General features: G+C 65.1%; 15 protein-coding genes. 6 read left to right on the forward strand and 9 right to left on the reverse strand.

Translation table 11 applies throughout. The features are described from left to right. Positions 1–5: 5 nt before the first annotated feature. On the forward strand, positions 6–6,137 hold the full coding sequence (locus tag FJQ54_RS08325) for an autotransporter outer membrane beta-barrel domain-containing protein (RefSeq protein ID WP_140927953.1): 6,132 nt from the start codon (positions 6–8) through the stop codon (positions 6,135–6,137). A gap of 248 nt (positions 6,138–6,385) precedes the next feature. Here FJQ54_RS08325 and FJQ54_RS17785 read toward each other — a convergent pair whose 3' ends face one another. Both FJQ54_RS17785 and nadA read right to left on the reverse strand, forming a co-directional pair. Next, positions 6,386–6,943 (reverse strand): filamentous hemagglutinin family protein, encoded by a 558-nt coding sequence (locus FJQ54_RS17785; protein ID WP_235890372.1) that lies wholly within the window; start codon positions 6,941–6,943, stop codon positions 6,386–6,388. Between the two features lie 92 nt (positions 6,944–7,035). Then, on the reverse strand, positions 7,036–8,046 hold the full coding sequence (gene nadA, locus FJQ54_RS08335; RefSeq protein ID WP_140927954.1) for a quinolinate synthase NadA: 1,011 nt from the start codon (positions 8,044–8,046) through the stop codon (positions 7,036–7,038). Positions 8,047–8,099: 53 nt separating this feature from the next. Here nadA and FJQ54_RS08340 point away from each other — a divergent pair, with 53 nt between their 5' ends. Continuing rightward, the gene (locus tag FJQ54_RS08340; RefSeq protein ID WP_140927955.1) at positions 8,100–9,269 is read left to right on the forward strand and encodes a 3-hydroxyacyl-CoA dehydrogenase; all 1,170 of its coding nucleotides are present in this window, start codon (positions 8,100–8,102) and stop codon (positions 9,267–9,269) included. A gap of 604 nt (positions 9,270–9,873) precedes the next feature. Here the strand turns inward: FJQ54_RS08340 and FJQ54_RS08345 are convergent. After that, complete coding sequence (locus FJQ54_RS08345) at positions 9,874–11,220, reverse strand: M24 family metallopeptidase (protein ID WP_140927956.1); 1,347 nt, start codon at positions 11,218–11,220, stop codon at positions 9,874–9,876. Positions 11,221–11,307: 87 nt separating this feature from the next. On the opposite strand from FJQ54_RS08345, the gene FJQ54_RS08350 reads away from it, so the two are divergent. Together FJQ54_RS08350 and FJQ54_RS08355 are read left to right on the forward strand one after the other, a co-directional pair. Continuing rightward, positions 11,308–12,879, forward strand: coding sequence for a M28 family metallopeptidase (locus FJQ54_RS08350; protein WP_140927957.1), 1,572 nt, complete (start codon positions 11,308–11,310; stop codon positions 12,877–12,879). Positions 12,880–12,931: 52 nt separating this feature from the next. Next, complete coding sequence (locus tag FJQ54_RS08355) at positions 12,932–13,558, forward strand: TetR/AcrR family transcriptional regulator (RefSeq protein ID WP_140927958.1); 627 nt, start codon at positions 12,932–12,934, stop codon at positions 13,556–13,558. 570 nt (positions 13,559–14,128) lie between these two features. On the opposite strand, the gene FJQ54_RS08360 is transcribed toward FJQ54_RS08355, so the two are convergent. Further along, on the reverse strand, positions 14,129–15,010 hold the full coding sequence (locus FJQ54_RS08360; RefSeq protein ID WP_181160054.1) for a DUF3011 domain-containing protein: 882 nt from the start codon (positions 15,008–15,010) through the stop codon (positions 14,129–14,131). Positions 15,011–15,187: 177 nt separating this feature from the next. On the opposite strand from FJQ54_RS08360, the gene FJQ54_RS08365 reads away from it, so the two are divergent. Next, positions 15,188–15,925 carry a Crp/Fnr family transcriptional regulator gene (locus tag FJQ54_RS08365; protein WP_140927960.1) on the forward strand — a complete coding sequence of 246 codons (738 nt, stop codon included), beginning with the start codon at positions 15,188–15,190 and terminating at the stop codon, positions 15,923–15,925. Between the two features lie 5 nt (positions 15,926–15,930). On the opposite strand, the gene FJQ54_RS08370 is transcribed toward FJQ54_RS08365, so the two are convergent. Together FJQ54_RS08370 and rho are read right to left on the reverse strand one after the other, a co-directional pair. Then, positions 15,931–17,643, reverse strand: coding sequence for an amidohydrolase (locus FJQ54_RS08370; RefSeq protein WP_207790393.1), 1,713 nt, complete (start codon positions 17,641–17,643; stop codon positions 15,931–15,933). A 310-nt stretch (positions 17,644–17,953) separates the two neighbouring features. After that, positions 17,954–19,210, reverse strand: a complete 1,257-nt coding sequence (gene rho / locus FJQ54_RS08375; protein WP_140927961.1) for a transcription termination factor Rho — start codon at positions 19,208–19,210, stop codon at positions 17,954–17,956. A gap of 231 nt (positions 19,211–19,441) precedes the next feature. Here rho and FJQ54_RS08380 point away from each other — a divergent pair, with 231 nt between their 5' ends. Beyond that, positions 19,442–19,708, forward strand: coding sequence for a hypothetical protein (locus FJQ54_RS08380; RefSeq protein WP_140927962.1), 267 nt, complete (start codon positions 19,442–19,444; stop codon positions 19,706–19,708). 6 nt (positions 19,709–19,714) lie between these two features. On the opposite strand, the gene FJQ54_RS08385 is transcribed toward FJQ54_RS08380, so the two are convergent. From FJQ54_RS08385 to FJQ54_RS08395, 3 genes are all read right to left on the reverse strand, one after another. Continuing rightward, positions 19,715–20,167 (reverse strand): CopD family protein, encoded by a 453-nt coding sequence (locus FJQ54_RS08385; protein WP_140927963.1) that lies wholly within the window; start codon positions 20,165–20,167, stop codon positions 19,715–19,717. Between the two features lie 526 nt (positions 20,168–20,693). Beyond that, complete coding sequence (locus FJQ54_RS08390; RefSeq protein WP_140927964.1) at positions 20,694–20,927, reverse strand: hypothetical protein; 234 nt, start codon at positions 20,925–20,927, stop codon at positions 20,694–20,696. Positions 20,928–21,119: 192 nt separating this feature from the next. Then, on the reverse strand, positions 21,120–21,521 hold a 402-nt coding region (locus tag FJQ54_RS08395), incomplete at its 5' end, for an integrase core domain-containing protein (RefSeq protein ID WP_140927965.1).

Genomic DNA, 21,521 nt, shown 5'->3' on the forward strand with positions numbered 1-21,521 from the left:
ATCCGATGAACCAGATTGTGCAAACGCCGATGCGTTCGGCCACGAACCACTGCGCCCTGAAACCCTGCCTGCTGGCACTCGGCGGCTTTGCGCTTGTCGGGTTGTTCGTGGCTCCGGCGAACGCACAGTGCAACGCCAACCCGGCACCTTCGGCCGCGCCGGGCGTCACCGCCAATTCCGACAACGAGGTCTTCGGTGCCGGCAACCCCTTCAATGTCGTCAACAGGGGCATGGCCGGATGCGCCGGTGCCGATGGCGGCACAGATGAAGATGGCGCGCCGGGGCTGCCCGGCCAGCAGGCCGGCACGATTTTCAGCGCTGCAACCAATGCCACCGTCGATGGCCCCTCGGTCTCCGTGCCGCTGGAATATAGCTATGGCATGGAGTTGGTGGCTGCGGGTGGCGCTGGCGGAAATGGCGGCAGCGGCGGAGAGCCTGTTGCCAATGATGTTCGCGGCGGGGCTGGCGGGGTCGGTGGCGCAGGCGCGGACATCACCTTCGATTTCACCGGCTCGATCCATGACGATGACCATGAGCGGCTCGCTGCAACCGGCATACATGTTCTGACGTCAGGCGGATCCGGCGGATCCGGGGGAACCACCGACAGCGCCTTCATGTGGGCGAAATATGGCGGCGCGGGCGGCGCGGGCGGTGCAGGCGGAACGGTTAAAATCGCGGGCAGCGGCAAGATCCGCGTTTACTCCGTCGCGATTGAGGCCTGGGCGGATGGCGGCATCGGCGGGGCAGGCGGCTCTGTTCCTTACACCAGCGACCAGATCAATGCGCTGTTCGGCGGCACCGGGGGTGCAGGCGGCGCGGGCGGAAACAGCAGCATCGCCTGGGTTGGCGGCAACATCGTGGCCGAGGATGGCGGGCTGTTCGCAACCGCCATCGGCGGGCAAGGAGGTGCCGGTGGCTCCACCGGACACGCGCTGGAAAACAAGGGTGGCAACGGCGGCGACGGCGGCGACGGCGGCACGGCCGTGGTGACAATGGCGGGCGGCTCGATCCTGTTGACGGCCATCGACCAGCCGATGGACGGGGCGGCCGTCGCGTCGGCATCCGGCGGCTATGGCGGGGCGGGCGGCACCGCCAACTTCGCCATCGGCACCGATGGCGGCAGCGGCGGCAATGGCGGGGCGGGCGGCACCGCCAGCGCCAGCGTGATCGGCACGATTGAGGTGACGGGGACGGGCAGCAATCCGTCTGCCGGTGTTTATGTGAACACGAATGGCGGCGGCGGCGGCGAGGGCGGCGGCTCTGCCTCGATCGTCGGCGAGGCGGGCGCGGGAGGATATGCCGGTGCGGGCGGCACGGCCACGCTGACCATCGGCAGCGCGACAACGGCCGGGGATGTGCAGGCGCACGGCGCTCTGGCGACTGCTGCACTTGTGCAAAGCATCGGCGGCGGCGGCGGCGAGGGTGGACAGGCGGATTTCGGCGGGCAGGCTGGCCGCGGGGAGGGGGGCGGTGACGGCGGCGCGGCCTCGGCCGATATCGTCAACGGCCAGCTGTTGGCGTACGGGGCATCCGCCAGCGCGCTGATCGTGCAGAGCATCGGCGGCAGCGGCGGTGTGGGCGGCAATTCGACGGGCGGCGGCGGCGTCCTCGATTTTCTGGTCGGTGGCCGCGGCGCTGTCGGCGGAGACGGCGGCACCGTGAATGTGAACCTGATCGGGCCGGCCATCGTCGGATCTCGGGACCCGATGGGGGATGGAGCCGTGCTGGCGCAGAGCATCGGCGGCGCAGGCGGTGTCGGCGGCAGCGCGACGGTGAAAAACGAGGCGCTGTTCACCTTTGCCGTGGGCGGCAAGGGCGGCAGCGGTGGTGCCGGTGGTGCGGTGAATGTCACCAACAGCGCGGTGATCGGCAGCTATGGCGACCATGCGGCCGGCATTCACGCGCAATCCATCGGCGGCGGCGGCGGCAAGGGCGGGGCGGCGACGATCTACGGCGTGCAGGAGGTGCCGACGGTGTCCGTCGCGGTGGGCGGCGATGGCGGCGTTGGCGGCGTCGGCGGCAGCGTCAATATCCTGAACGGCGGCGGCGTTTCCACCTTTGGCGCGGATGCCGTCGGGCTGATGGCGCAGTCCATCGGTGGCGGGGGCGGCAGCGGCGGGGCGGCCGCCGCCCGCACGGCGTCGCTGATGCCAGTGCCGCTGCCTGCCGTTTCCATCAATGTGGCGATCGGCGGCAATGGCGGGTCCGGCAACCATGGCGGCAAAGCCTCCATCAACAACAGCGGCACCGGTGCTGTCGTCACCACCGCCAATCATGGCGCGCACGCGATGCTGGTGCAATCGATCGGCGGCGGCGGCGGCGGCGGCGGAGACAGCACGGCGGGGTCTTTCTCCGAGGGAACTTACAGCGACCTGTCCGTCTCTATTGCTGTCGCGGTGGGCGGCGGCGGTGGCGGCGGCGGCGATGGGGGCGAAGCCGACGCCCGGAACAGCGGGCTGCTGCTGACGATGGGCGCAGATGCCTACGGTATGGCGGCGCAGAGCATCGGCGGCGGCGGCGGCATGGGCGGCGGCGGCGACGCGACAGCGACAGCAGACTCGGCGAACAGCAGCTTCAGCGCCGATATCGCGGTGGGCGGCAAGGGCGGCACCGGCGGCCACGGACAGCAGGCGCAGGCCGAGAATGCGGGCGGCATCACCACCGGCGGCGACGGATCGGACGGCATGTTCGTGCAGAGCGTGGGCGGCGGCGGCGGCGCGGGCGGCGGTGGTGTCGGCACGGCCAGCGGCGACAATCTGGCGATCAGCGTGGGTGTCGGTGGCAGCGGCGGCGCTGGCGGAAACGGCGGCAACGCGATCGCAACCAACAACGGGGCCATCGTGACACGCGGCGCGGATGCGGCGGGCCTGTTTGCCCAGAGCATCGGCGGCGGCGGCGGCAAGGCCGGCAAGGCGGCGGCGACTGCCGGCGGCAACACCAAGGTGGATCTGGTGAAATCCCTTGTCGAGGCGCTGCAGAGCGGCCTGAACATGGGCGGAACCGTCAACGAGGATGTGGAGGGGCTGTTCGAAATCGCCGGCCTGACGGAGAACATCATTTCCTCCGCCGAGGAACTGGAGAAAATCCTGAAGCAACTGGCGGGCGGCCCGCCTTACGACATCGGCCAGGTCGATAATCTGGATGTCGCGGTGTCTGTCGGCGGCAGCGGCGGCGCGGCCGGAGACGGCGGTGTCGCCAGTGCCACGAACAGCGGCGATATCACCACCTTCGGGGCCCAGTCAGACGGGATGTTCGTGCAGAGTGTGGGCGGCGGCGGCGGCAAGGGCGGTGCCGCCAGCTCCACCGGCAGTTCCAGCGACGACAGTCGCAATCAGGCCGCCATCGGCATCGGCGGCAGCGGCGGCGCGGGGGGCAGCGGCGGGGCTGTCACTGCGGAGAATCTGGCAAGCGGGAACATCCTGACGCAGGGCGTGCTCGGCTTCGGTATGGTGGTGCAGTCGGTCGGTGGCGGTGGCGGCTTTGGCGGGATGACGGGAACGGTCGCCGGCTCCCTGTTCAGCCTGTCCGTCGGGATTGGCGGCAATGGCGGGGCACAGGGTCATGGCGGCGATGTTCAGGCCCGGAACGACGGCAGCGTCCGCACGGAAGGCAAGCATGGCATCGGCATCCTTGCCCAATCCATCGGCGGCGGCGGCGGCACCGTCCGCACCATGACGACGGACCAGACGTTCGACCCGCATCTGTTGCCCGACAATCGGCAGGGGCGCGTGGCCGATGTCCATGGCCTGACCATGACATTCGGCGGCACCGACAATCCCAGCGGCGACGGCGGGGAGGTGGAAGTCGTCAATACCGGCTCCATCGTCACCCTTGGCCGCACCGCGCATGCCATTGTCGCGCAATCGATCGGCGGCGGTGGCGGGGCCGGGTTCGGCGGCCAGTTGCACGGGAATGCCTCAGAGCCTGGGGAAGGCGGCACCGGCAATGGCGCGAAGGTCAGCATTTCGCTGGCGGGCGGGGCGTCTGTGTCGACCAGCGGCGACGGCGCGTACGGCCTGTTGGCGCAATCCATCGGCGGCGGCGGCGGATTGGGTGGCGATCTGGGCAGCGGCGACGACAATATCTACACGCGGGTCGACGGCAGTATCCTGCGCGGCCATGGCGATGGCGGCAATGTCGATATCGAACTGACGCACGCGGCGATCAGCACCAAAGGCCAGTTCGCACCGGCGATCTTCGCGCAATCGGTCGGCGGCGGTGGCGGGCTGCTGGGCGCGAATGGCAGCATTCTCTATGGCACAGCCTATGGCAATGGCTCAGGCGGGACGGTTACCGTCGATGTGGCCAACAGCAATATCAGCACCACCGGCACTCGCTCGCCTGCGATCATGGTGCAGGTCGACGGCGGCGTGCAATCCGGCGGAGCCAGCATCAGCATCGACGCAGACAGCAAGGTCATCGGCGGCCTCGGCAGTTCGGACTTCAATTTCATGCCGATGGCGGGTGCCATCTACATCGCGGGCGGCGCGCCCGCCAACATCACCAACGCCGGGCTGATCTCCGGCATCGATGGCGATCAGCCGGCCGTTGCGATCAACGCATGGGAGGCCCCGCTGACGATCTCGAACAGCGGCACCATCCGCGGCTCCGTCTATGCCCCCATCGGGAGCAGCAGCGTCGACAACCTGAAAGACGGCATCTTCGATGCGCGAAACGAGATCAACCTGGGAACAGAGGGCCGGTTCAGGAACAGCGGCACGCTGGAAGTCGGCGGCGTGCAACGCGTCGGCACCACGGCGCTGACGGGCAATTTCGTGCAGGATGGCAGCGGCCGACTGGTGTTCGCCGTCGATTTCAGTGGCGGCACGTCGGATCTGCTGACCGTGGAAGGCGCGGCCAACATCGACGGCGCCATCGTCTTGCAGCCCACAAGGATCACAAACCGCGCCGTCACCATCCTGACAACGACCGCAGGGGCCATGCTGCAGCCCGCCAGCCAGCAGGCGAGCGGCGACTATGGCCTTTACCGCTTTCCGATCACCGTCAGCGGAAACAATGTGCAGGTGACGCCGCAGGCGCTGTTCGCCCGGCAGGCGCAGCAATTTGGTGCCAACCATCAGGCGGTGGCGGGCCATCTGCAGGCGCTGTTCGATGGCGGTGCCAGTGCAGACGCGGCGTTCAGCCGCCTCTCCGGGGTATCGGATGCAACCAGTTACGAATCAGCGCTTGGGCAGATGTCAGGCAAGGCGCTGGGTGCGTTCGGGGCATTCCGCTTCAACAGCAGCCGCAGCTTTGCCGGCAGCCTGTTCGGCGGCTGCGACGAAGCCCGGCTGGCTGGCATGTCCACCCAAAAATGCGGCTGGGCGCGCGCACTGGCAAGCAGCGCCACGCAGGACGCGAGCGCCGACATGCTGGGCTACAGCGTAGATACCTATGCCCTGCAAATGGGCGGGCAGCTGCCATTGTCCGACACCGCCGCGCTGACGGGATCGTTCGCCTATGAGGGCACGACCTTCCGCGACGGCGGGGCAAAGATCAGCGGCGACACGCTGATGGGCGGCCTAGGCCTTCTGTATGCGCCAGACCGGCTGGAACTTTCCGCCGGGATCGACTTCGCCTACGCTTGGTACAAATCCCGCCGGGACATCGCCATCGGCGGCGTGAGCGAGCTTGCGACCGCCAGACCTGAACAGTCGCAAGTCGGCGGCCATCTGCGGGTGGCCTATGATCTGCTGGAGGCTGACGACAGTTTCGTTCGCCCGTTCGTGGAAGGCCATGCGGTCCGCGTCGCCAACAAGGCGTTCACTGAAGCTGGCCAGTCTCCATTCCGTCTCGCGATTGAGGGACGGTCTGACACGGCGCTGATCGGCGTGGCAGGCGTGGAGCTGGGCACGGCGGTCGCGCTGTCGGGCAAGGTGAAGCTTCGCCCCTTAGCCAGCGCCGCAGTCGAGTTCGGCAACGGCCGTGCATGGACGATGACTGCAAGGCTTGCCGAACAGCCGCAGAGCGACAGCTTTCACCAGACCACGGCCGGCCCCGGCACACTGGGCCGCTTCTCGATCGGCACAGACCTGCTGGGGGCGAACAATGTCACCTTCTCGGTTCGCTACGCACCTGAATTCGGCAGCGATTTCCGCTCGCACTCGGGAACGGCAACGCTGACCATCCTGTTCTGAAGGCAGGAGTCGCGCAAGGCACAGCGCTCGTTCCCTCCAACCGCCCCGGCTTTCAGGCCGTGAGACAAGGTGTGCAATGGAGGCGGCGATTTCGTAAAAAATATGACAAATCAATATGAGATTTAAATAATCGGCGGAAAGGGAGGGATTTGAACCCTCGTAATTTACCAAGTAAATCTAGAATGTTGAGCGCATTTTTTGGGGACATTTTCCCACCATCTTTCCAACCAGAAATTCTTCGCTCCAAATCACCAGTATTTATTTTTTCCCGCCGTCCAAGAATCGTCCGGCTCCGCGCCAGCCATCTCGATTTCACTCTGCTGATTGTCGATTTCTGTCGGACTCAAGCCGGGTCTGCATACCGATGCCTGCGTCGCCGGCGTCGACGATGCCGTTGAAGGCGTACAGGTCGACGTCGCCGCCCTGCCGTCCATCCACCTGATCCAGCGTCGCGATGCCGGCACCGTTGGGCAGGCCCGAAAGCTGCACCCGCGTCTGCCCCAGGCGTCGACCGGGAACACCACCGGCGGCACGCTGAGCGAGGATTTGCGCCCACGCCCGGCGTCGATATTGCCGAACGACGACCAGATCAGAATGTCACCATCGTCAGCGGTCATCGTCCGGCTCTGGTTCACGATACAGTCGCCCCGGGTGACAGCGCTCACGCTGCCTCCGCGCTGGGTGACGACACCCGCCGACGCCGGGCTGGTGTTGGCAACCGCAAGGCTGGCAAGCTGGATCGAGCCGCCCGGCACCAGCAGGTTGATGTCGCCGCCGTTGTTCGCGCGGATCTGGCTGACGCGCATGGCGATGCGGCCGCTCCAGTCATGCTCGCCCTCTGCCAGCGCCTCGCCTGAAGGGCAGAGCCCCGGGCCGCCGGAGGCCCCCCCGCCCCGCGTCAATCCCCCGTCACAGGGGGCATCGTTTGCGCAGGCGTCAGATCCGTCGCCGCGCCGCTGGCAATCGCCAGCATCCGGTTCAGCGGCAGCAGCGCCCGCACCCTCAACGCCTCGGGCACATCCAGCTCCGGCTTAAGGTCGCGCAGCGCCAGATACAGCTTCTCCACCGTGTTCAGCGCCATATAGGGGCACATGTTGCACGAACATTTGCCGTCGGCCCCGGGCGCGCCGATGAAGGTCTTGTGCGGGGCCTTCTTCTCCATCTGGTGGATGATGTGCGGCTCGGTCGCCACGATGATCAGGTCGCTCGGGCTTTCCAGCGCGAATTTCAGAATGGCGCTGGTGGAGCCGATCATGTCGGCATGATCCAGGATGTGCGCCGGGCATTCGGGATGCGCGGCCACCGGCGCGTCCGGATATTGCATTTTCAGCTTCAGCAGCTCGGTTTCGCTGAAGGCTTCGTGGACGATGCAGGTGCCGTCCCACAGCAGCATGTCGCGCCCCGTTTTGCGGTTCAGCCACGCGCCCAGATGCTTGTCTGGCGCGAAGATGATCTTCTGCTCTTTCGGCAGCGAATTGATGATCTTTTCGGCGCTGCTGCTGGTGACGATGATGTCCGAATGCGCCTTCACCGCCGCCGAGCAGTTGATGTAGGTCAGGCTCAGATGGTCCGGGTGGGCGGCGCGGAAGGCCCCGAATTCGTCGGGCGGGCACGAATCCTCAAGCGAACAACCGGCGTCCATATCGGGCAGGATCACGGTTTTCTGCGGAGAGAGGATTTTCGCCACTTCCGCCATGAAGCGCACGCCGCAAAAGGCGATCACGTCGGCGTCCGTCTCGGCCGCCTTGCGGCTCAGCTCCAGCGAGTCGCCCACGAAGTCGGCCATGTCCTGCAATTCCGGCGTCTGGTAATAATGCGCCAGGATCACCGCGTTGCGCTCCTTGCGCAGCCGCTCGATCTCCGCGCGCAGGTCCAGCCCCCTCAGCGTTTCTCTCAGCCTTGCATCCATGTGATCGCCTCCTAGAAGGACATGCTCTAGGCCAAGCATATGGGGAGGAAAAGATGACTGGGAAAGATATGAACGAAGGGGCTTTGGCGCATATCGCAGCGGCAGAACGCAAGGCAGCCGAGGTGGAAGGCCTCAGCGCAGACGTGCCGACCCGCCCCATCCGCAGCGTCGGCGTGATCGGCGCAGGCACCATGGGCGGCGGCATTTCCATGAACTTCGCCAATGTCGGCATCCCCGTGATGATCGTGGAACGCGAGCAGGCCGCGCTGGATCGCGGCCTGAAGGTCATCCGCGCCAACTACGAACGCTCCGCCCAGCGCGGCAAGCTCAGCGCTGAACAGGTGGAGCAGCGCATGGCCCTCCTTACCGGCAGCCTCGACATCGGCGACCTGAAAGACGCAGACCTGATCATCGAGGCCATCTTCGAGAATATGGCGATCAAGAAGGAAACCTTCGCCAAGCTGGACGGCATCGCCAAACCCGGCGCCATCCTCGCCAGCAACACCAGCTATCTGAACGTGGACGAGATCGCATCCGCCACCAGCCGTCCGCAGGATGTGCTGGGCATGCACTTCTTCTCGCCCGCGAACGTGATGAAGCTGCTGGAAGTGGTGCGCGGGGCGAAAACCGCGCCGGACGTGCTGAAAACCGCGATGGAAATCGGCGTGAAGATCGGCAAAGTCCCCGTCGTCTCCGGCGTCTGCGACGGCTTCATCGGCAACCGCATGCTCTCCACCCGACAGCAAGCCGCCAACCAGCTGCTGTTGGAAGGGGCCATGCCATGGGAGGTGGACCGCGCGTTGACCGATTTCGGCTTCCCCATGGGCCCGTTCCAGATGTCAGACCTCGCCGGGCTCGACATCGGCTGGAGCAAGGAAACCAGCAAAGGTGAAACCCTGCGTGATCGCCTCTGCGAACTGGACCGTCGGGGCCAGAAAACATCGGCAGGCTTCTACGATTACGGCCCGGACCGCAGCCGAACCCCCAGCCCCATTGTCGAACAGATGATCCGCGACTTCGTGGCGGAAAAAGGCGGGGTGGTGAAGGAACACACACAAGCCGAAATCCTCGACCGGCTACTTTCCCCCATGGTCGCCGAAGGCCGGAAGATTCTCGCCGAAGGCATCGCCCAACGCCCCGGCGACATCGACGCCGTCTGGGTCAATGGCTACGGCTGGCCCCGCGCGACCGGCGGGGTGATGTATTGGGCGGGGGTGCGCTGAGCGTTGCCTTTGCGTGGCGCTTGAGAACGAAGGGGCTCTGCCCCTTCACCCCGGCAGGGGCGTGACGCCCCTGCACCCCCGGACTTTTTCTGAGCCCCTCCCATTGACGCTTCGCGTCAGCTTCGCTTCGAGGGGCGGGGTTGGGGTGGGGGCCATCCGCTTGGCGCGAGGTTGGGATTTATAGCCTGCGGCGCTTTGGAGCGTATCCCACCCACCTCTCCACTCGTCACCCCGGACTTGATCCGGGGTCCAGCTTTCATCTCCAACCTTGCCGAAGAACAACTGGACCCCGGATCAAGTCCGGGGTGACGGGTGTGGGTGTGGGGAGGGTAGTGGGTTTCTCACGGGCCTTCGACAAGCTCAGGCTGAGCGGGTGGGGAGGTTGGGAGAGCGTGGGGAGGTTCGTGGGCTTGGCCCCGCGTTGCTCCCCTCTCTCGTACTTTCTCCCCAGCGGGGAGAGAGAACCTCCGTAGCGCCGCAGGCAATCGAATCTGATCACCCGAATGGCGCTGGAGTTCCTGCGCAACGCAAAGTTAGAGGGTGCAGGGAAATCATTTCCCTGCCCGCCGGAGGCAAAAAAGCCCAACGGCGGCAACGGCTCCCCCTACTTCGGCCGGATCAGTTTCAGCTCCGTCTGGCGGCCGTCCATGTAACGCACTGTCTGGCCGTCGAAGAAGGCGTCTTCTTCGGTCTGGAAGCGGACTTTCTGGCCGTTCCATTCCGGCACGGCGTGCAGGTTGCTGAGTTCGATGGACCATGCGGTGTTGGGGCGCAGCTTATGGTTGCCGCGTGGGGAGGGGGCCTGATCATCCCAGAAGCCGATGGCGGCGCCCGCGCCGTGGCCGTGCGTGCCGATGGGGTGGGAATAGATTGTGGGTTCCAGCCCTTGCGCCAGTGCCTTGCGGCGGGCTTGCAGCAGAATTTCGTTGCCGGAAAGGCCGGTTCGGAAGCTGGAGGTGACGGCGTCCTGCACCTTGTTGGCGGCGGCGAGGCCGGCTTTCAGACCGGCGGGGGCGTCTGTTTCGCCCGGCTTCAGAATGTAGGCCAGGTGCTGTGTGTCGGTGTTGAGGCCGAGGTAGCTGATGCCGAAATCCAGCCAGACGAGATCGCCGGGCTGGAAGATGCTGTCACCTGTCAGCTCCTTCGCTTCACCCTGCCGGAAAATGGCGACGCCGGGATGGAACCATGTTTCCAGCTTCAGTTCGGCGATGCGTTCGCGCAACCACCATTCAAGGTCTGCCACGCTGGTTTTGCCCGGCGTAATGGCCTTGTTGGAAAGCCCTTCGGCCATGATGGCGTGGGCCGTGCGCACGATCATCGGGTAGAGCGCCATTTCCGATGGCGTGCGGGTGGCGAGCCAGTTGACGGCGAGGTCTCCGGCCTGCGTCAGCTTCGCGGCCTGCGCGGGCGGGAGGGCGGCGCGCAATTCCTGAAACTGGCCCGCCGTCAGCCCGTCTGCGAAGGCGGTTTCGGGCGAGATGTTGATGGCGATGCGCTTCGGGTTCCGCTCGGCGATGATCTCGGCGAGGCGCGCCCATTGGTCCGGCTGTTCTTCGGGTTTCCAGCTGGGGTCAAACAGGCCGCCGAGGCCATAGCGGCTGACAGTCAGGCGCTCCAGCGGCTGGCCTTCGCCGCGGTCCGTCAGCACGAGGATGGTGCGGCGGCGGGCAGTGAAATTCTCGCCGTCCAGCATCGTTTTCAGCACCGGATCGTCCACATATTCACGGGCCACGAGAACCCACATATCCACACCCGCCTCGCGCATCAGCGGCAGGGCGAGCGTGTCCAGCCGTTCGGCCAGCCACTTGTCCTCGATCGTCGCGCGTTCGCGTAAGCGGAGCACGGACGGGACGGCGGGGCTGGCCTGCTCCGTCTGGCTGAGCGGCCATGCGGCGGGTTGCGCGGCGAGCGGGGTGGAGAGCAAGGCGGTAAGAAGCAGGGTTTTGCGCATGCGCCAAGGGATGCGCCCGGCGCGACAGGATGGCAAGGTTGCACGGTGCCTGCGGCTGCGGCATCCGGGGGTGCAAAGGAGAAATTGATGCGCCACCTGTTGCTTGCCTCCATCCTGTTGCTGTCTGCCCCCGCCCTTGCGGACACCGCCGGGGACCGCTGGTTTTCGCATGTGAAGGTGCTGGCCGACGACAATATGGAAGGGCGGCTGACGGGCACGCCGGGCTATGACCGCGCTGCTGCCTATGTGGCGGAGCAGTTCGCGAAGCTGGGGCTGCAGCCTGCTGGCACCGATGGCTATCTGCAGAGTGTGGCGCTGACGGAGCAGACGCTGAACCTGCCCGCTTCGAAGCTGGCGCTGGACGGCGCGCCATTGCAGCTGGGCGAGCAGGTGCTGCCGGGCAACCGGGTGCCGCAGATGAAGGGGCCGTTCGACGCCGAACTGGTGTTCATCGGCTCGGGCCTGCACCTGCCGGAAGCGGGGCATGACGATTTCGCGGGCATCGATCTGAAGGGCAAGATCGCCGTGGTGCTGGCAAGCGGGCCGGCGCGAATTTCCGGCGCATTGAAAAGCCATGCGCGCAGCGCCGAACTGTGGCCGGCGATGCAGCGGGCCGGGGCCATCGGGTTGCTGAACATCGCCAATCCCAACCAGATGGACGTGCCCTGGGCGCGGCAGAAGCTGTTCGCGAACACGCCGGGTATGCGGCTGAGCGACCCTGCCCTGAACGATGCGAAGCAGCCCTTCTTCACGGGCAGCTTCTCACCCGCTGAGGCGGGCATGCTGTTCGCCAAATCCGGGCACAGCTTTGCCGACATGGTGAAGCTGGCCGATGCGGGTGCGGAACTGCCGCGCTTCCCGCTGAACCGGCGGCTGGCGGGCGAAATCGCCGCGGTGGACCGGCAGCTGACCTCCCCCAATGTGGTGGGGCTGCTGCCCGGCCGCGACCGCAAGTTGAAATCCGAATATGTCGTGCTGACAGCGCATCTGGATCATCTGGGCGTAGGCCAGCCGGTGAACGGCGATGCCATCTATAATGGCGCGATGGACAATGCCTCTGGCATCGCCTCCATGATCGAAACGGGGCGCGCGCTGAAGGCGAAAAAGCCGAAACGCTCTGTGCTGCTGGTGGCCGTGACGGCCGAGGAGCGCGGGCTGCTGGGCAGCCGTTACTTCGCGAACCGGCCCACCGTGCCTGCCGACGCCATCGTCGCCAACATCAATATGGACATGTATCTGCCGCTGTGGCCCTTCACCCATGTGACGGCGCTGGGCGCGGAGGAATCGAGCCTTGGGCTGGTGTCCGCCCGCGCCGCCCGCGAAGTGGGGGCGACGCAGGTGCCGGATGAAGCGCCCGAGCGGAACCTGTTCGTGCGCAGCGATCAGTATAGCTTCGTGCGCACCGGCGTGCCCGCGCTGGCGCTGAAGTTCGCTTCCAGCAATCCCGAACAGCAGGCCATCCAGAAAGACTGGCTGACCAACCGCTATCATGCCCCGTCAGACGACCTCTCCCAACCGATCAACCCGGCTTATGCGGTGACCTTCAACCGTTATCTGGAGAGGCTGATTCTCTCTGTGGCCGATCAGCCCGAACGGCCGCGCTGGAACGAGGAAAGCTTCTTCAAGCGCTTTGCCAAGGCCCCGCCCGCCGCACAATGAGCTCCTGTCTCTGGCAGGTGACTTTGCGTCCGCACGGGCCTAGATTCACCGGATGACAGAGCAACGGCAAACGCGTGACCGGGCGCGGACAGAGGCCACCATCCTCGCCGCCGCCGAAGTTCAGTTGGCGCAAACCGGCTTCAAGGGCTTCGGCGTCAACGCCGTTGCCCGCGCCGCCGGGTGCGACAAGCAGTTGATCTATCGCTACTTCGGCGGAGCCGAAGGGCTGGCCGACGCCATCGGCCGGCAAATCGCCACCCGCGCCACCGACACCCCGGCAACGTCCCCCGCAACCTACCTCGACTTCGTCGAACAGACGCTGCTCAACTATCTCGAATCCTTCCGCCGGGATCCGCTCGCCCGGCAAATCGCCGCATGGGAACTGGCCGACAACTCCCCCCTGATTGAACGGCTCGCCACCGCGCGCAACGCCGCCCTGATGCGGCAACTGGAAGCCAACCCCCAACTGCAACCGCCACTGGGCATCGACGGACCCGCCATCAACGCCCTGCTGCTGGGCGCCATCCAGCAAATGGTCCTCTCCGCCAGCCAGCGCGGCCACTTCGCCGCCGTACCGCTGAACGAAGACCGCAACTGGATCCGCATCCGGCTGGCCCTGCGAACGCTGATCCGCGGCGCCTACCGAGTGGGGCGGGCTGCGGAGGGGGAGGGGCGTTGACGGGGCAGGCGGGCAGTTTTGCCTCCGGCGGGCAGGGCTTTGCCCTGCACCCAGCAGGGACATGATGTCCCTGCACCCTCAAAATTGGCATTGCGCCTGAACTCCCAACGCCGCGCGCGTGATCAACTTCGATTGCCTGCGGCGCAACGAAGGCTCTCTCTCCCCGCTGGGGAGAGAGTTGGAGAGAGGGGAGCAACGCCGGGCCTGACCCACAAACCTCCCCACCCGCTCAGCCTGAGCCTGTCGAAGGCCCCTGAACAAACCCACCAACCTCCCCCGAACCGCAGCCGTCACCCTAGACTTGATCCGGGGTCCAACTGTTCTTCGGCAAGGTTGTGAGTGGAAAGCTGGACCCCGGATCAAGTCCGGGGCGACGAGTGGAGAGGTGGGTGGGCAGCCCTCAAAGCGCCTCAGGCAATAATTCCCACCCTCGCGCCAAGCGGATGACCCCCACCCCAACCCCTCCCCTGCAGGGGAGGGGCTAAGAACGTCGGGGGTGCAGGGGCCTCACGCCCCTGCTGGGGGAGTTTGAGGGGGCAAAGCCCCCTCAACCACAACGCCTCCGCGCCCTCAGGGCCGCGAAACGGTGAACTCGATCACTTGTGTCGGTGTGGCGCGGCAGAAGGCGCTGTATTGGCGCTGGCCGTTGGGCCATGTGCCGGTGGCGCGGAAGCGGAAGCGCCAGCCGCCGTTGCCCTGAACGATTTCGTCCACGGAATCGAGACGGAGGTGGCTGCCGCCGGTGACGCCGGTTTGCCGGGCGGCTTCGAACAGGCAGGGCTGCATGCTGCGTTGCTGATCCGGCGTCAGCAGTTGGATGTTCGCATCCAGCTTGGCGGGCGGCAGAGAGGCGAAGGGCGGCTGCGGCGTTTGCGGTTCCGGCTTGGGCGCGGGCTTTGTTTCCGGGGCCGGCGGCGGGGGTGCGGGTTGCACAGGGGCCGGGCGGGCTTCTTCCTGCGGCTTGTCGTTGCCGGAATTGGCGATGGCGATGATGCCCGCGGTGGCCCCTGCGCCCGCCAGCACCCATGGCAGGGCGCTGGAGCCGCTGTCTGCGCGGGGGCGGACATTGCCATAGCCATAGGCAAAGGTGGCGCGGCAGCCATCGGAAACTGTGATGTTCGTGCTGGTGTAGCTGAAGCTGCGGTGGCGCTGGCAGGAGCCGCCGTGCACCTGCACGATTTCCACCCGGTTCTGCGTATTCGCGCGGCAGGTGCGGGTGCGGTGGTTCTGGGATTCGCAGCGCACCGTGCCCGCGAAATATTGCGGCAGGTTGTGCGACTGATCCCAGCTGTGGCCGGGGCCGGAGGGCGGGACGGGGGCGGGCAGCGTCTGCGCCGGGGGCGACGGGCGGGTGGGAACCGTGGGACGGGCGGGCAAGGTCTGTGCGACCTGTGCGTGAGCGGGGATCGCCAGCGCGATGCCCGAGACGATGGCGAGGGTGGTGCTACGCATTTTTTGGCCCTGTCTGCTGCAAGTTGGACGCCCGGACAGTTGCAGAAGGCAATGGCTGCGTCCAGCGTGACAAAATCGCTCCGCCGCGTTTGTCGCGGGCTGTTCGATGTGCTTGCGCAGACCGGGGCGGCATGGGAAAGCAGGGGCAAGGCTGGGCATGGCCGGAAGGGGCACTGAATGGCGACGTCTGCGCCGTTGATTTCCGATGTGCGGGACCGTCTATCTGTGGGCGGGCTCGAGGACGTGTTGATGCGGCGCGGCTGGTTGACGGAAACCACGCCGGGCTTCCGGCAGAAGATTCTGGGCATGGGGCGTCAGCTGGCGGTAAAGCGCGGACAGCGGCTGTTCGCGTTCGGCGACCCGCCCGGCGGGATGTATGCCGTGCTGTCTGGCGGGATCGGCATGGAGGGCTGCACCAATCTGCACCCGCTGCGGCTGGGGCATGTCGTGCGCGAGGGCGGCTGGTTCGGGCATGGGCCTGCGCTTGGCAATGCGGCGCGAAGCATTGGTAGCCGGGCGTTGGAGGATTCGCGGGTGCTGCTGGTGCCGCTGCCGCCGCTGACCGCATGGATCCATGAGGACACTGAGGCCGCGCGGCTGGTGGGCGAGCTGGCCGACCGCAACAGCCAGCTGCTGACGCATATCATTTCAGACCTGCTGATACCCGACGCCGGGCAGCGGACCGCTGCCGTGCTGCTGCGGGTGTCTGGCGCGCTGGGTGGCGTGAAGTCGTCGCACCCGGACGGTTGCCTGCTGACGCAAAGCGAACTGGGCGAGATGGCCAATGTGTCGCGCCACCATGCGAACCGCTTGCTGGGCCAGTTCGCCGAACAGGGCTGGATCGCCAAGAGTTACAACCGGCTGCGGTTGCTGGACGTGGCGGCCCTGTCCGGCTTTGCCTATGGAGAGGATTGATCCGGTCAGCTGGCCGGGTAGATCGTCTTGCCGTCCTTGATGGTTTCGATCACCTTGATATCCTTGATGGTTTCCGGCGCGACCTTGTTGGGGTCGGCCGAGAGGATCACAAGATCGGCGCGCTTGCCCACCGCGATGGAGCCCTTTGAGGCCTCTTCGCGATACTGGTAGGCGGCGTTGGTGGTGATCGCCTGCAGCGCCTGATAGGGGGTGATGCGCTGATCGGCCCCAAGCACGCCGCCGGAGCGCAGCGGGCGGTTCACCGCGGTCCACACCGTCATCATCTGGTCGACGGGAACGACGAAGGCATCCGTGTGGTTGGTGGGGCGCAGGCCCGCTTCGATGGCGGCCTTCATCGGGCTGATGAAGCTCGCCTGTTTCAGGCCGCGGTTCTTGATGTGGGTATCCCCGAAGAAGAAGGTGTGATCGGTGAACAGCGAGGGGATGATCTTCAGCTTGGCGAATTCCGCGATCTGATCCGGCCGGATGAATTGGCAGTGGATGCAGACGGTGCGGCGGTCCTTGGTAAGATCGGCGGCACCGATTTCCTTGTGGGCGGCGATGAGGAAATCGATCGCGGCATCACCATTGCCGTGCATCAGCACCTGCAAGTCATTGTCGTAGCAGGTTTTGATCATGGCCTTCATGGCGTCGACCGGGATGCCGGGGCCGCCCGTCCAGTTCTTTTCACCTGCCGGTCCGCCCGTGAGATAGGGGGTGGTGAACCACGCCGTCTTGCCCTGCGGCGAGCCGTCCATCGTGACCTTGCAGCCGCCCAGCTTCAGGCCCTTGTTATAGCTGCCGAAAGTGGAGGGGGGGTTTTCCTTCAGGATCGCCGCCACGTCGGTGATGAAGGGGTAGGCGATCACGTCGATGATCATGCCATCCTGCGCGGCGACGCGTTGCAGCTGCTGTAGCACCGGCAGCGTTGTCGAGCCTTCCTGCGCCGTGGTGACGCCGGCTGCCGCGTAAATCAGCTGCCCCGCCTTAGCAGCGGCGAGTTCCTGATCCTTGCCGATCGTCGGCATCTTGCTGTGCATCGGCAGGAAGCCGGTTTCCATCACCAGGCCCTGCAGATTCTGCGTGCCGGGGTTGCGCAGGATCACGCCGCCTTCTGGCGTCGGCATGCCATCGGTATAGCCGAACATCTCCATCGCCTTGGAGTTGATGACGGCACCGTGCATCGAGACATGGATCACGCCCACGGGATTGTTCGGGAACGCCTTGTCGAGCTGTTCGCGCGAAAGGGTCTGCCCCTTGGGCATCAGATTCTCGTCATAGCCCCAGCCCAGCAGCAATTCGCCGGGCTTCAGCCCCTTGGCGGCGGCCCCTTCCGTCAGCGTCTTGATGATTTCATCGGGGCTGGAGGCCGGGCCGACCGGCGGCGCGGAGACGTTGATGCGATCTGCCAGCACGAGGGAATCGATGAAGTGGCTGTGCGGATCAATGAAGCCGGGCAGCAGCGTCTTGCCTTCCAGATCCTTCACCACCGTGCCGGACACCTTCAGCTTCATCGCCTCTGCGTCGCTGCCCGCGAAGACGATCTTGCCGTCGTCCACCACGACCGCTTCCACATAGCTGGGCTGATCGCCTTCCATGGTGAGGATGGGGCCGCCGTGCAGGATCAGGTCTGCGCCTTCGGCCGTGCCCGCCTTCTGGTTGCAGGCCGCAAGCGTGAGGATGGAGGTGAGGGCTGTGGCGAGAAGGACGCGGCGCAAGATATGTCTCCCGGATGAATGCGCTGGCTGGATGGCGCATCTTCGGGGTGGAGACTGCTGCTTTTGGCGCAATCTTGGGGTGTGTTGGAAAGGAGGGTGTGGAGGGCACGCACGCGGTGGGGCCGGCCGGCGACTGAGCCGCCGAGTCCGGCTGGGGGCGGGAAGAAAAAGGAAGAAAGGTCCGGCAAAGCCGGACTCGTCGGACTGGTCGGCGATAGAGATCGCCGACTCAGCCGGCCGCGGCAGCCGCCGAGTCTGCGAGTTAAGGCTACGCCTTAATCGCAGCCGGCTTTCTGAATCAGTAGCTTTGCTACTGATTCATGCTGCCGAAGAAATCCTCATTCGTCTTGCTATCCTTCATCTTATCCAGAAGGAACTCCATCGCATCCACCGTGCCCATCTGCATCAGGATCCGGCGCAGCACCCACATCTTGGAGAGCGTGGCCTTATCCACCAGCAGCTCTTCCTTGCGGGTGCCGGACTTGCCGACGTCCATCGCCGGGAAGATGCGCTTGTCGGCCACCTTGCGGTCCAGCACGATTTCGCTGTTGCCGGTGCCCTTGAACTCTTCGAAGATCAGTTCGTCCATGCGGCTGCCGGTGTCGATCAGCGCGGTTGCAATGATGGAGAGGCTGCCGCCCTCCTCGATGTTGCGGGCCGCACCGAAGAAGCGCTTCGGCCGTTGCAGGGCGTTGGCATCCACACCGCCCGACAGCACCTTGCCGGAGCTTGGCACCACCGAGTTATAGGCGCGGGCGAGACGGGTGATGGAATCCAGCAGGATCACCACGTCGCGCTTGTGCTCGACAAGGCGCTTGGCCTTTTCGATCACCATTTCCGCCACCTGCACGTGCCGCGCGGCGGGTTCGTCGAAGGTGGAGGAAATCACTTCGCCCTGCACCGAGCGCTGCATGTCCGTCACTTCTTCCGGCCGTTCGTCGATCAGCAGAACGATCAGATAGACTTCCGGGTGGTTGGCGCTGATCGCCTTGGCGATATTCTGCAGCAGCACCGTTTTCCCGACGCGCGGCGGCGCGACGATCAGCGCCCGCTGGCCCTTCCCCTGCGGGCTGATGATGTCGATGACACGGCTGGACTTGTCCTTGTTGGTCGGGTCCGCGTTGTCGAGATTAAGCTTTTCGTTCGGATACAGCGGCGTAAGGTTGTCGAAGTTCACCCGGTGGCGCAGCGTTTCCGGATCGTCGAAGTTGATCTTGTTCAGCTTCACCATCGAGAAATAGCGCTCGCCATCCTTCGGCGCGCGGATTTCGCCCTCGATGGTGTCACCCGTGCGGATGCCCCAGCGGCGGACCATGGAGGGTTGGAGATAGATGTCATCCGGCCCGGCCAGATAATTGGCGTCTGCCGAACGCAGGAAGCCGAAGCCATCCGCCAGCACCTCAATCGTGCCGGAGCCGATGATCTCCTCACCAGCATCCGCCAGCGCCTTCAGGATGCCGAACAGCAGGTCCTGCTTGCGCAGGGTGGAGGCCTGCTCGACGCCCAGCTCTTCGGCCATGGCAACGAGATCGGCGGGAGTCTTCTTCTTCAGTTCGAGGAGATGCATGGAGGCTTTCCGAAAATGAGTATTCGGGCCAGTGGCGCACCGCGATGGAACGGTGACCTAATCTCTGGCGGGAAAGGGGGCGCACCAGGACGGGGCCCGCCTTCGCGCCGGTAGGCCCGTGCACCGCGAGGGTCAAGCGAATTATCGGTGACTCGCGCCCCTAACGGGGCATGTTGGACTCAGGCGTAGAATAGGTTATTATTAAGTAACAATCATAAGAAGGAGGGTCGCATGATTGATACGTTGCGCACGATCGGCTGGCTGTGGCTGATCACCGGAATCGCCGCGCTGGCATCCCTGCAATTCGCCCATATGGGCAGCCATTCGCCCGTGCCCACATGGGTCGCGCCCGCGCTGACCTTGCCGTGGAGCAACCTCGTCCCGATGCTGGGTGTCGGACCCATCGCCGGGATGTTCCTGCTGCTGGCCGGGCTGATCGCCAATTGCAGCATCCTGTTCGTGATCGCCAACATCATCAGCGGCGGCGGATCGCGCTAAAACGCCCTAAAAGGGTTTCAACACCGCCAGACCGACGATCAGGATGGTGAACAGCGCCGGCACCTCGTTCCAGAGGCGCAGGGCCTTTTCCGATACCGGGCGCTCACCCCGGGCCATCTTTTTCGACACCGACGTCATCCAGCCCTGATAGCCGGACAGCAGCAACGCCAGAAACATCTTGGCATGAATCCAGCCCGCCTGCGCAAAGCCGTAACTGATGGCAATCGCAAGCCCCAGCACCCACACCATTATCAGGCTGGGCACCAATATGATGCGGCGAATGCGAACCGTCCGCTCTCGCCAGTTCAGATCCTCCGGCGAACCGACCGGAACCGAGGCCTGATGCACCAGATAACGCGGCAGAATGAACAGCCCCGCAATCCAGAAAAAGGTGAAGACCACATGCAGGGCCTTCAACGGCATATACGCCGGGCCAAGCCAGCCGATCAGATTGTCCATGTGGGGGAGAGTAGGAGCGGGCGGAGTTGAGGGCAATGGGGTGTTGGCGTTGGAGGCCTCCGGCGGGGCGGGCTCTGCCCGCCACCCGGCAGGGGCGTGACGCCGCTCGCACCCCCGACGTTTTAGCCCCTCCTCCTTTAGGGGAGGGGTTGGGGTGGGGGCTGTCCGTCTGGCGCGAGGTTGGGGGTTTATGGCCTGCGGCGCTTTGAGGCGTGTCCAACCCACCCTCTCCACACGTCACCCCGGATCAAGTCCGGGGTGACGGTTGTGGTAGAGGAGATGTCAGTGGATCAGGCCCAGCGGTGACACCCCCTCTCCATCTCTCCCCCTTGCAGGGGGGGGTATAGCGATATGAAGCAAATAGCGGGAGTGTGACCACATGGACCGTTTACTGCCACCCCAACCCACCATGGTAGGCCCGTTGCCGCCGACATAGCTGTCGTTCGCGGGGTCAATCGGAGTTTCGGAAGCGGAACTACATTTAGTGAAGCTCATGTTTATCGCCCTCCGGCAAACTCGGGGCAGTTCAGACGGTCAGATCATATAGGCGTCGCCATTCCCTTGTGCGTCGCAAGGAGGGGGCAGCTTCTGCGATGCTCTCCAATGCCTTGCCCAATTCATAAGGGATTTGCGACCTGTCATCCGCGACCAACGCGTCAAGTAGTCGAAGTGTCTCTAGCGGAAACTTCTGGGCAAAATCGTTGGTGCCTTCTTCCGGCTCTCTAGAGAGGCGATAAGCTATCATGTCGAAATGCGCCACGGGACGTAGTAGGCTGAGGGTGGTGCGGACAGCATCCGGGAAGTTATCGCCGGATTGTTCTGCTAGATGCGCGAAACCTCGGGAAACGCTTTCAGTTCGGAACTTTACTTGACGTGGCTGTCAGTCGTCAGAACATTTGGCGCAACTCGCGGCGTAAATTAGCGGAGTGCGGGCCTCGTCTGGGGGTTGATGTTACGCGGCGAGCTTGCGGTGCTGCAAGCGCCGATGTTCGATGGTCTGTCGCTTGATCCTTTCACGCTGTTGGATGATCGCCGGAGCCCTGCCGAAGTAGGCGTCGGCGGGCGTCACATTGTTCAGGCTCTCGTGGTAACGCTGGTGGTTGTAGTGCTCGACGAAGGCTTGGATCTGGGACTCAAGGTCGCCGGGCAGGAAGTAATTTTCCAGCAGGATGCGGTTCTTCAGGGTTTGGTGCCAGCGTTCGATTTTGCCCTGGGTCTGGGGATGCATCGGAGCGCCGCGTACATGGCTCATCTTCTGCGCATCGATGTATTCCGCCAGTTCGCCGGCGATGTAGCTGGGGCCGTTATCGCTGAGCAGCCTGGGCTTGTGCAGCACCGTGGCGCTGTCGCAGCC

The organism is Sandaracinobacter neustonicus, from assembly GCF_006385875.1.
GTDB lineage: Bacteria > Pseudomonadota > Alphaproteobacteria > Sphingomonadales > Sphingomonadaceae > Sandaracinobacteroides > Sandaracinobacteroides neustonicus.

Excerpts from the sequence above, each read along its gene's own strand:
- FJQ54_RS08325 (WP_140927953.1), top strand. The coding sequence starts at position 6 with ATGAACCAGATTGTGCAAACGCCGATGCGTTCGGCCACGAACCACTGC.
- FJQ54_RS17785 (WP_235890372.1), bottom strand. The coding sequence starts at position 6,943 with ATGCGCGTCAGCCAGATCCGCGCGAACAACGGCGGCGACATCAACCTG.
- nadA (WP_140927954.1), bottom strand. The coding sequence starts at position 8,046 with ATGGATGCAAGGCTGAGAGAAACGCTGAGGGGGCTGGACCTGCGCGCG.
- FJQ54_RS08340 (WP_140927955.1), top strand. The coding sequence starts at position 8,100 with ATGACTGGGAAAGATATGAACGAAGGGGCTTTGGCGCATATCGCAGCG.
- FJQ54_RS08345 (WP_140927956.1), bottom strand. The coding sequence starts at position 11,220 with ATGCGCAAAACCCTGCTTCTTACCGCCTTGCTCTCCACCCCGCTCGCC.
- FJQ54_RS08350 (WP_140927957.1), top strand. The coding sequence starts at position 11,308 with ATGCGCCACCTGTTGCTTGCCTCCATCCTGTTGCTGTCTGCCCCCGCC.
- FJQ54_RS08355 (WP_140927958.1), top strand. The coding sequence starts at position 12,932 with ATGACAGAGCAACGGCAAACGCGTGACCGGGCGCGGACAGAGGCCACC.
- FJQ54_RS08360 (WP_181160054.1), bottom strand. The coding sequence starts at position 15,010 with ATGCGTAGCACCACCCTCGCCATCGTCTCGGGCATCGCGCTGGCGATC.
- FJQ54_RS08365 (WP_140927960.1), top strand. The coding sequence starts at position 15,188 with ATGGCGACGTCTGCGCCGTTGATTTCCGATGTGCGGGACCGTCTATCT.
- rho (WP_140927961.1), bottom strand. The coding sequence starts at position 19,210 with ATGCATCTCCTCGAACTGAAGAAGAAGACTCCCGCCGATCTCGTTGCC.
- FJQ54_RS08380 (WP_140927962.1), top strand. The coding sequence starts at position 19,442 with ATGATTGATACGTTGCGCACGATCGGCTGGCTGTGGCTGATCACCGGA.
- FJQ54_RS08385 (WP_140927963.1), bottom strand. The coding sequence starts at position 20,167 with ATGGACAATCTGATCGGCTGGCTTGGCCCGGCGTATATGCCGTTGAAG.